Genomic DNA, 10,408 nt, shown 5'->3' with positions numbered 1-10,408 from the left:
CGCTGCCAGTTCCATCTCGCGCGCAACGCCATTCATCACGCTCCGAACGTCGAGAGCCGCAAGCGCATCGGAGCTGAGCTGCGCACCGTGTGGAATGCCAGCACGCTCGCCAAGGCAGAAACGGCCTTGGCAGAGATCGTCGCCAGCTATCGCACCTCTGCGCCGAAGCTGGCCGCATGGCTGGAGGAAAACGCGCCCGAGGGGCTCGCGGTCTTCACGCTGCCCGAGCACCATCGCCGCCGGCTGCGCACTTCAAACCCGATGGAGCGATCCGTCCAGCAGGAGCTCAAGCGGCGCACCGTAAAGGTCAGGGTCTTTCCCAGCGACGACGCTCTGCTGCGACTGGTCAGCGCCGTCCTCGTAGAGATCGACGAGAAATGGGCCTCCGAGACCAAGGCCTACATCAAATGGGAATGCCAGGATGCATGACCCGCTCTCAGCAGAATTTCCAGACCGCAGGTTGCTCTATCTGCGCAAGCCCGACCCCGATGCAGATGCCATCATGCGGGAGACAACGTCCGACCTGATCGGGGCAGCAAGGATCGGCGATCTGATCGCGCACACCGGCCTCGGGGGTCGGGGCTTTCGGTCGATTGCCCGCCTCATCGGTGGGCATGAGCTGGAACTGCGAGACCCGGTGCGGATCGACTACGACAGCCATGTTATGCGGAGGGCCGCGTAATGCTCGATGTCCAATTCAGCTCAACACTGCCCCGTTTCGCTTTCGGTGAATACGACGAAGTGATTTTGGATGGGATCTCGTACCGCCCCCTGGAAAGCAACGAATTCGGTTACACGTTTCTGCGTACCGATCGCACGAGCGTCGCCGAGTCATTCACTCACACAGTGCTCTCGCAGCGTGTCGCCGCTGGCGAGCTCGAACACCGACGTGATGCGTTCCTTCCGGAGCACGCAAAACGCCGACTTCGATTTCCGACGCAGGAACTGTCCACGCTTTCGCTGAAGCAGCAACAGAAGGCCAAGTACCATGAGTCACTCGTGCGCGCGTTCTTGGAGATGGAAGCCGAGGGCAAGGTCAACCGCACCGAGGTGTCCGTGAAGTCCGCCTTGCCGGAGATCAAGTACCGGGCCGGGAAGTATCTCTCGGTTCCGAGCGAAGGCGATGCGACACAGGCGGGCAACAACACTAAGATCATTCCCGAGAAGATCAGCGCAAGCAGGCTCCTGAAACGCGTTGCCGCCTTCGGGCGCCATGGGATGGCGTCGCTTTACGGTCAGGGTGGACAAGGTCGACGTAGCCGCCGTCTCGGGCCGGATGAACTTGCGCTTCTCGCCCGGACGGTCCGCAATTACCTCACGATGGAGCAGCCGTCTGTCGCACAAGTGGTGGAAGACGTGGACCACGCCTTCATTGCCGAAAACCTTCGTCGCGAAGAACTGAGAGAACGAGAAGCGGACGGTGAGAAGCATGGCCAGAGCACGAGGCCGCTCGTGATGCCGTCTCGCGAGACGATCCGCCTCGAAGTCCGGAAACTCGACCCGTTCGAGGTGGACGTTGCGCGGTTCGGACTGGACGAGGCTCGTAAGCGCAACGCACCGGTTGGGAAGGGGCTCGAACTGACCCGGGCGCTCGAGCGCGTAGAGATGGATGAGTGGAAAGTCGATCTTCTATCCCTGATGGCCGAGTCCGGAATTTGGTCGATTCTGAGCGAAGAGGAACGGGCCAGTTTCGGCCTGGAAGAAGGTAAGAAGGCACGCTGGTTCCTGACCGCCGCCATGTGCTGCACAACCCGCTGTGTCGTTGCCATGAAGCTTTCGCGGACCCCCAGCAAGCGTAGTGCCATGCAGGCGCTCGACATGATCGTGCGTGACAAGGGCGTCTGGGCAGACGCGGTCGGCACCCACTCGCCTTGGAACATGTCCGGTACACCCGAACTCATCGTTACCGAATGCGGATCCGCCTTCATCGACTTCGACACGAGGGTCGGCGCAACCGATCTCGGGATCAATATCGACGCCGGCCCGGCCGGGATGCCGGAGTTTCGGGCGCGGATCGAGCGCCTGTTCGGAACGATGTCGAACAACTTCATCGGACGTTTCACCGGGCGCACCTTCAGCAACACGGTCGTCAAGGGCGACTACGATGCCGAGGCGCGTGCAGCCTTAACGGCCGAGGACCTCAGTGAGGCGCTGGTCCGTTGGGTGGTGGACGTGTACCATAACAGGCCCCATGCCGGCCTTCCGAACGGGGAGACGCCCCGCATGTGTTGGAATCGGTTGGTTGGTCGGTATGGGGTGGCACCGATGCCAAAGCTGGAGTTGCGGCGCAAAGCACTCGGAACCCGGCTGGAGCGAACGGTTTCGCAGAAGGGCATCTCAGTTCTGGGCATCCGCTACCACTCCGAGGAATTCGGCCGCTGGTTCATGCACGCCCGGGACAAGGAGGTCCGTGTCCGCTGGTATTCGGAGGATCTCGGGGCGATCACAGTCGAGCTGGATGGCAAGTGGATCGAAGTCCCCTCGGTGCTCAAGCGGTTCCGTGGCGAACGCGCACAGACATGGATGATGGCGGTGCGTGAGATCCGTGCGTCGGTGGCGGCGCAGAAAAAGATCAATCAGGAGATTATCTTTAAGGCGATGACCCGCATCCGGGAGATCAACGCCAACGCCATTGCCCGCCAAGGACTGTTCGTCGACGACTACTCCAAGGAGCGCATCGAGAAACTCGAGGACGAGTTCATCATCGGGTTCGAGGTGGACGAGACGCCGGGCACCCTTCGGATGCAGCCCGCGTCGGACGGTCTTGGGATCGACCTGCCAACGGCGCCGTCAGGCACGCAGACCCAGCGCCCGGCGGGAGATCCGGACCACGCGGCTCCGAACAATGCCTCCGAGGCGGCAGGTGCTCCCAATCCCTTTGCGGACCCCGATGCCGATTGGTCCTTCGGGGACAAGTAGCCCCAATACCTGAAACACGACAGGCCCCCGCAGTCGAAACGAACTGCGGGGGCTTTTCTTTGTTTCGAGGTCGCTGGGATCGATGACGCTCGGGCGGCGCCCGTTTTGCATCACAACGCGCGCAGGTCCAGCAGCCGCACCGCGATCCTCCTTGGATCGGCCCAAAAAAGCGAAGGCTTCACACCCATGGGCCCGAATGTTTTTTCTTCGTTCCAGCAGATTGTGGCCAATCTTCTTGTTGGAAGGCGGATCCATACTCAGCAGCACATGAACAGGGAGCAATCTCGCGGGAAATGACGACGGACAGGCTTGATGCTGCCGCGATTGGCAGATGCGCAACAACTCGGAGGAACACCATGCTGCGTAGACTACCTAAGAAGACCCTGTCCATCGACCCTCAACTCTCTGCAGTCCGGGCGCATTGTGCCGAGCACGGAGACGCTCTCTGTAACGCTGCCGCGCTGATCGATGGCGATGCCGGAAAGGCCCGCGTGCTGCGACTCATATCCGGGCTTCGGGAGGCTTCGCGCCTCGACCGGACGCTCCGGCTCCAACTCGTTGCCCTGCACAGACTGCTTTCGCTGGACCCGATCATCGACGCGTTCGAACCCGACCTTTCATCCTGGGTTCTCCTCGACCCGGCCAGTCCGGAAGTGGAGGAAATCTGTCTGCTCACGGACCGGCTCTACGATCTGCTCGTCGAGATTGGCGAACGGGACGATGCCCGGGACGCGCAGGCGCTCGCCCTCCAAGTCAACGATGCGGCCTGAAATAGCTCGTCGGCCGCGCGCGGCCGACGGCACGCCACTCCACAGCAACGAGACGAGGACACTGCCATGAAACACTTCGACCGGATGACAAAGAAGGAACTCTGCACGCGCATTCTGCAGGGTCTCGACGCGCTGCACGATCAGGCTCAGCGCGCCGAAGCGGATATGACTGCCACGGACCTCAATACGGTTCTGCAAGCTCTGTCCGCCCTGCGGCATAGCGGTCCGCTCTCCGAGATCGCAGTTGACGAGATCGGACGCATCGAAGACCTCCTCGCCCGAGCAATCGCGCAGGAGACCCTCGGCTTCCAGAACGTCTTCGACGGCACTGTCGACCCGGACCTCGGAGCCGTCGGTCGTGTCCACGCTGTTCCTGTTCTTTCTGAAAAGGGCGCCGCTCTCGACAGGCTGCAGCAGGGCTTCCGGCAGATCCTCGCGATGCGGGAGCTGCTGGCAGCCAGGATCGATGCCGGACTCATGATGAACGGCATAAAGGCCGCGTGAGGCTCCCCGGAAAAGTGAGGTGAGCGAACACCGCTCTTTTCGCAAACACGCAGGCCCGCCAACTGATCATAGACAATAACAATGTGGCGACCTCCGGCACGCCACCGTTCATTCAAAACTCGAAGGCCGCGGGAATACCCGCGGCCTTCTTGCTTTCGACGGATGCAGATTCAAAGGCAAAGATGTTTCCATGCGGAGAGCGGCTCCAACCCCGGATCGCATACCAAAAATCACAAAAAAACTTCGGGTGTCCGTTTCCGTGGACTTCTTCGCGGACCCATGTTCCAGTCAGGGGTGTTCAGGCTGGCAAATTGTCTCGGCAACTCAGGAATATCCTCCCTTGAAGAGCTTATTCCCAATAGCCGACCTTAGCTTGTGAAATGGCCATTTTCTCCCGAAAATGGCCAAATTTAGCTTGCCATCATAATAAGCGGCACAGTTCACATCTACCCGCACTTGGAAAATCCGCAGTTCGCGCAGGTGGCGCAGCCTTCGGCCATGTGGACGTCGAGGCTGCCGCAATTGGGGCATGCGGGGCCCGGTGGGGTGGTGCTGGGCTTGGCGGCCGCGGCGGCGGGGTCGTCCTTCAGGCCGAGCCCTTCGCCGGCGAGGAAGCCGGTGGCGACCATGTGCCGCTCGATCACCCCGCCGATCGCGGCGAGGATGCTGGGCACATATCTACCCTGCACCCATGCACCGCCGCGCGGATCGAAAACGGCCTTTAGTTCCTCGACAACGAAGGACACGTTGCCCCCGCGTCGGAATACCGCCGAAATCATCCGCGTCAGCGCGACCGTCCAAGCGAAGTGTTCCATGTTCTTGGAATTGACGAAGATCTCGAAGGGCCTCCGCTGTCCGTCGAGTTCGATATCGTTGATGGTGATGTAGAGCGCATGCTCGCTCATCGGCCACTTGATCTTGTAGGTCTCGCCCGAGAGCGTCCGCGGCCGGTCGAGCGGCGCGAAGGCATGTGCAATCTTCGCGTCGCCGGGATCCTGCATTGCCGGCTCGGTCGACAATACCGACCCCGTCACCTCGTTCGGCCGATAGGTCGTGCAGCCCTTGCAGCCCTCGTCCCACGCCCGCAGGTAGACGTCCTTGAACGCCTCGAAGGAGATGTCGGCGGGTACGTTGATCGTCTTGGAAATCGACGAATCCACCCATTTCTGCGCGGCGGCCTGCATCGTCACGTGATCGGCGGGCGACAGGTCCGCGACCGAAACGAAAGCGGAGGGCAGGGGCGTCTCGCCGTGCAGGCGGCGCCATTCGGCGACGGCGTAGTCGCGCACGATCTCCTCCCGGCGCGACCCGTCACGCTGCAGAACCTTGCGGGTGTATTCGTGGGCGAAGATCGGCTCGATCCCGGATGAAACGTTGCCCGCCAGAAGGCTGATCGTCCCCGTCGGCGCGATCGAAGTCAGGAGCGCGTTGCGAAGCCCGTTTGCGGCGACCGCGTCGCGCACGTCGGGGGCGAGCCGGGCAATCAGCGGCGCCTCCAGCAGCGCAGGATCCCAAAGCGGGAACGGGCCCTTCTCGGCCGCGAGCGCCGCCGAGGCGCGATAGGCGGCGTTGGCGAGCACCTCGAGCCACGCGCCGGTCGCCGCCGCCGCCTCGGGGGTGCCGTAGCGCAGCCCGCACATCGCCAGCGCATCGGCCAGCCCCGTCACGCCCAGCCCGATCCGCCGCTTGGCCCGCGCCTCGTCGGCCTGCTGCGGCAGGGGAAAGCGGCTGGCATCGACCACGTTGTCCATCATCCGGATCGCCGTCGCCGTCAGGTCCGCCAGCGTATCCCCGTCGACCCGGGCCGCCTCGGTAAAGGGCGCTTCGACCAGCCGCGCAAGGTTGACCGACCCGAGCAGGCACGCGCCATAGGGGGGCAGGGGCTGTTCGCCGCAGGGGTTCGTCGCGGCGATGGTCTCGGCATACGACAAGTTATTGGCCGCGTTGATGCGGTCGATGAAGATCACACCCGGCTCGGCGTAGTCGTAGGTCGCACGCATGATCGAGTCCCACAGCGCGCGGGCTTGCACCGTCCGATAGGTCCGCCTCCCGAAGACCAGCGGCCAGTCGGCATCTGCCGCGACCGCCTCCATGAATGGATCCGTCACAAGGACCGAGAGGTTGAACATCCGCAGCCGCGCCGGATCGGATTTGGCCGCCACGAAATCCAGCACGTCCGGATGGTCGCAGCGCAGCACCGCCATCATCGCCCCCCGGCGCGACCCGGCGGACATGATCGTGCGGCACATCCCGTCCCAGACATCCATGAAGCTGAGCGGCCCCGACGCATCCGCCGCCACCCCCGAGACCGGCGCGCCCTTCGGCCGGATCGTTGAGAAGTCGTAGCCGATCCCGCCCCCCTGCTGCAGCGTCAGCGCGGCCTCGCGCAGGGCGTCGAAGATGCCCGACATGCTGTCCTCGATCGTTCCCATCACGAAACAGTTGAACAGCGTCACCGCCCGCTCCGTCCCGGCGCCGGCGACGATCCGGCCGGCGGGAAGGAAGCGGAAATCCTGCAGGGCCTCGCGGAACCGCGGCCGCCACGCGGCGGGGTCGGCCTCGGGTGCGGCGAGGGCCGCGGCGATCCGGTCCCATGTCGCGTCGATATCGGCATCCACGGGGGTGCCATCCGCCTGTTTCAGCCGGTATTTCATGTCCCAGATCTGTTCGGCGATGGGTGCGGCGAAATCGGACATTGTCTCGGGTTCCCTCAAGGGCTGGTTGCGCGTGGGCACGGGAAGTCTAGATATACCCCCTCTCGGGGGAGTCACCAATGGCCGTCAATCTCATCAAGCTTTCGGTCGGCACATCGTCCATCGACGGACTTGCCGGCTGGCAGCGTTCCGCCGCCGCCAAGGGGCCCGACGGCAATCCGCGTCACGTCACCCGCATGTGGCCCAAGCGCGAGGCGGAGCTTCTGGACGGCGGTTCGATCTACTGGGTGATCAAGGGCGTCGTTCTGTGCCGGCAGCCGATCCTGCGCCTCGACGAGGTGCGCCGCGCCGACGGCGTGCCCCGCTGCGGCATCGTGCTGAAACCCGGCCTGATCCCGGTGACGCCGCAGCCCCGGCGCGCGTTTCAGGGCTGGCGTTACCTGACCGTGGAGGACGCGCCGGCCGATGCCGATCCTGCGCGGGCCGCCGAGGCGCCCCTGCCGCCCGCCCTGTCGATCGCCTTGGCCGAGATCGGCGTTCTGTGACACGCGCCGCGCGCGTCGCGGCCCCGTCGCCGACGTCGCTTTCCTGACGCCGCTGGTCGTCTCCGAATATTCCCGCCCCGACCGCCCGTGCCATCCCGAACCTTGGCACAGACGGAGGCGGCAGCATGAAGACCGAGGTCAAGGCACTTGTCGTGGGCGGCGGCGCGGTCGGTACGGGCATCGCCTATCACCTGGCGCGCGCCGGGTGGGATACGATGCTGCTGGAGCGGGACGAGCTGACCGCAGGCTCCACCTGGCACGCGGCGGGCCTTCTGCCGCTGTTCAACATGGGCTACGCCACGAGCCACATCCACGCCTATTCCGTTGACTTCTACAAGACGCTCGAGGCCGAGACGGGCCTCAACCCGGGCTTTTCCGTCGTCGGCAACCTGCGCATGGCGCAGACCAATGACCGTATGGACGAATACGCCCTCTATGCCGCCACGGCCGAGACGGTGGGCATCCCGCATGAATGGCTGACGCCCAAGGACGTCAAGGACCGCTACCCGCTGGTGCGCACCGAGGATCTCAAGGGTGCGATCCTTCACCCCACCGACGGCTACATCAATCCCGCCGACGTCACGATGGCGATGGCCAAGGGCGCGCGGCAGCACGGCGCCACGATCGAGCGCCGCTGGCAGGTGGACGGCTATTCATGGGCTGGCGACCATTGGGACGTGGCCGTCACCAGGATGGCCGAGCGGGGCGGCAATCTCGTCCCCACCGACGAACAGGCGGTGATCCGGGCGGAACATGTCGTCACCGCGACCGGCAACCACGCGCAGCGCACCGCCCGTCTGCTGGGCATCCGGACGCCCGCGATCGTGGTGGAGCATCAATACATCGTCACGGAACCCGATCCCGCGCTGGTCGAATGGCGCAATGCCGGCAATCCCCAGCATCCCGTCCTGCGCGATGCCGACGCCAAATGGTATGTCCGCGAGGAGCGGGGCGGCTGGATCCTCGGCCCCTATGAGCAGAAGGCCCCCGCGCGCTTCCCCTACGGCGTGCCCGACAGCTTCCGCGCCGACCTGTTTCCGCTGGATCTGGAGCGGATCGAGGAGGAGTACATGTCCTTCATCCACCGCATCCCCTCGTCGGAGCATGCGGGCCTGAAGGACGATTTCAACGGTCCGATCTGCTATACGCCTGACGGCAACCCGCTGGTCGGTCCGGCGCCGGGCCTGCGCAACATGTGGCTGGCCGAAGGCTTCAGCTTCGGGATCACGGCAGCCGGCGGCACCGGGCATTACCTCGCGCAGATGATGACCGAAGGCGAGGCCGAGATCGACATGGCGTCGCTCGACCCGCGGCGGTTCGGCTCGTGGATGACCACCGAATACGCGATGCGCAAGAACGAGGAAGCCTACGACCACGTCTACGTCCTGCACCACCCCGACGAGGAGCGGCCCGCCGCGCGGCCCCTCAAGACCGCGCCCTGCTACGACCGCATGAAGGCCCACGGCGCGCAGTTCGGCTGCGTGAACGGGTGGGAGCGTCCGAATTACTTCAAGCCCGGCGCCGATGCCGATTTCGACCTGACATCGCGCAGCTTCCGGCGCGGCAAGTGGTGGCAGCATGCCGCAAGCGAGGCGCGTGCCGTCCGGGAGGCCGCGGGGCTGATCGACGCCACCGCCTTCACCAAGCACATGCTGCGCGGACCGGGGGCCGCCGCGTTCCTCGACTGGTTCACGACCAACAAGCTGCCGAAGGTGGGGCGGATCAACCTGACCTACGCATTGACCGAGGCCGGGACGACGCGCACCGAATACACCATCGTCCGGCTGGCGGAGGATGCGTTCTACCTCGTCTCGGCCGGCGCGTGGCAAGCCTATGACGGCGATTATCTGGCCAAGGCCGTCGCGGACAACATTGACCGGTTCGGGATGATGCATCTCGAGGACGTGACCGGCGCGCACGGCGTCTTCGCGCTGGCTGGTCCCAACAGCCGCGCGATCCTCGCCAACCTGATCCGCGATGCGGAACCCGAGACAGCCCTGTCGAACAAGCGCTTCCCGTGGCTGTCGCAGCGTCGCATCGAACTGCTCATGTGCCCGGTCAACGCCATCCGCGTCGCCTATACCGGCGAATTGGGATGGGAGCTGCATCACCCAGTGGAGATGCAGAACTACCTGTTCGACCGGTTGATGGAGGCGGGCGCGGGGCAGGGTCTGACCCTCGTGGGTGCGCGGGCGCAGAACTGGCTGCGGCAGGAAAAATCCTATCGCGCCTTCGGCTCCGAACTGGGCCGCGACGCGACGCCGCTGGAGGCCGGTCTCGACCGCTTCGTCGATCTCAACAAGGACTTCCACGGCAAAGATGCCATGCAGGCGCACGGCATCCGGTCGCGCTGCGTGACGTTGCTGGTGGACGGACCGGACGATGCCGATCCCTGGGGGCGCGAGGCGCTCTACGATGCGAACGGCGACCGGGTCGGGCGTCTGACTTCGGGCGGCTATTCCGTGGCCTTCGGCAAATCCATCGGCATGGGTTATGTCCGGCCCGAACTGACCGCTCCGGGAACGAAGCTGAAGGTCCGGATGCAGCGCCAGCTCTGGGACGCAACCGTCACCGAAGACAGCCCCCACGACCCCGCCAACACCCGCATCCGCGTGGACGGCTGAGGCGCGCCCGAAAAGCGCTCGACGATCGTTCTCCGCCTCCGATGGCTCGGGCGCGCGCCAGTGCCCGGGCCGGGGGCGACGTCAGGCGCGGCCTTGAGGGGCTTAATCGCCTACCCGACCCTCGGCGCGATACGCTGGCCCCCGAAGCATAATTGACCTGAGACCCGTATCTTCCTCCAGTTTGAGGTAGAATCCGCTCCAATTGAGGAGACGGACGATGAAGCGATCGAGGTTCAGCGAGGAGCAGATCATCGGGATGCTGAAGGAGCAGGAGGCCGGGATGTCTACGGCCGATGTCTGCCGGAAGCACGGGGTCAGCTCAGCGACGTTCTACAAATACAAGGCGAAGTATGGCGGGCTGGAGGTCTCGGATGCGCGACGGCTGAGGGCGC

General features: G+C 64.6%; 9 protein-coding genes. 8 read left to right on the top strand and 1 reads right to left on the bottom strand.

Annotated features, from left to right (window positions below; genetic code table 11):
• The 5 genes from JSE7799_RS19040 to JSE7799_RS19020 form a co-directional block, all read left to right on the top strand.
• A partial coding sequence (locus tag JSE7799_RS19040) for a transposase (protein WP_186201797.1) occupies window positions 1–429 on the top strand: 429 nt, incomplete at its 5' end.
• Between the two features lie 31 nt (window positions 430–460).
• On the top strand, window positions 461–682 hold the full coding sequence (locus tag JSE7799_RS19035) for a hypothetical protein (protein ID WP_055665020.1): 222 nt from the start codon (window positions 461–463) through the stop codon (window positions 680–682).
• A complete protein-coding gene (locus JSE7799_RS19030; RefSeq protein ID WP_055665019.1) occupies window positions 682–2,919 on the top strand; it encodes a TnsB C-terminal domain-containing protein in 2,238 nt (745 codons plus the stop codon). The genes JSE7799_RS19035 and JSE7799_RS19030 overlap by 1 nt, the downstream gene beginning before the upstream one ends.
• Window positions 2,920–3,275: 356 nt before the next feature.
• Complete coding sequence (locus JSE7799_RS19025; protein WP_055665018.1) at window positions 3,276–3,689, top strand: hypothetical protein; 414 nt, start codon at window positions 3,276–3,278, stop codon at window positions 3,687–3,689.
• Between the two features lie 66 nt (window positions 3,690–3,755).
• Window positions 3,756–4,193: a hypothetical protein gene (locus tag JSE7799_RS19020; RefSeq protein WP_055665017.1), complete on the top strand. Its 438-nt coding sequence runs from the start codon at window positions 3,756–3,758 to the stop codon at window positions 4,191–4,193.
• Window positions 4,194–4,639: 446 nt separating this feature from the next.
• Here the strand turns inward: JSE7799_RS19020 and JSE7799_RS19015 are convergent, their stop codons facing one another.
• Complete coding sequence (locus JSE7799_RS19015; protein ID WP_055665016.1) at window positions 4,640–6,889, bottom strand: adenosylcobalamin-dependent ribonucleoside-diphosphate reductase; 2,250 nt, start codon at window positions 6,887–6,889, stop codon at window positions 4,640–4,642.
• A 77-nt stretch (window positions 6,890–6,966) separates the two neighbouring features.
• Here JSE7799_RS19015 and JSE7799_RS19010 point away from each other — a divergent pair, with 77 nt between their 5' ends.
• The 3 genes from JSE7799_RS19010 to JSE7799_RS19000 form a co-directional block, all read left to right on the top strand.
• Window positions 6,967–7,392, top strand: a complete 426-nt coding sequence (locus JSE7799_RS19010; protein ID WP_055665015.1) for a DUF1489 family protein — start codon at window positions 6,967–6,969, stop codon at window positions 7,390–7,392.
• A gap of 125 nt (window positions 7,393–7,517) precedes the next feature.
• The gene (locus tag JSE7799_RS19005; protein WP_055665014.1) at window positions 7,518–10,016 is read left to right on the top strand and encodes a GcvT family protein; all 2,499 of its coding nucleotides are present in this window, start codon (window positions 7,518–7,520) and stop codon (window positions 10,014–10,016) included.
• 217 nt (window positions 10,017–10,233) lie between these two features.
• Window positions 10,234–10,408, top strand: a 175-nt coding sequence (locus JSE7799_RS19000; RefSeq protein WP_055665013.1) for a transposase, incomplete at its 3' end; no start/stop codon positions are given.

The organism is Jannaschia seosinensis, from assembly GCF_001408515.1.
Classification (GTDB): domain Bacteria; phylum Pseudomonadota; class Alphaproteobacteria; order Rhodobacterales; family Rhodobacteraceae; genus Jannaschia; species Jannaschia seosinensis.
This window is presented reverse-complemented; position numbering and strand designations above follow the sequence as displayed.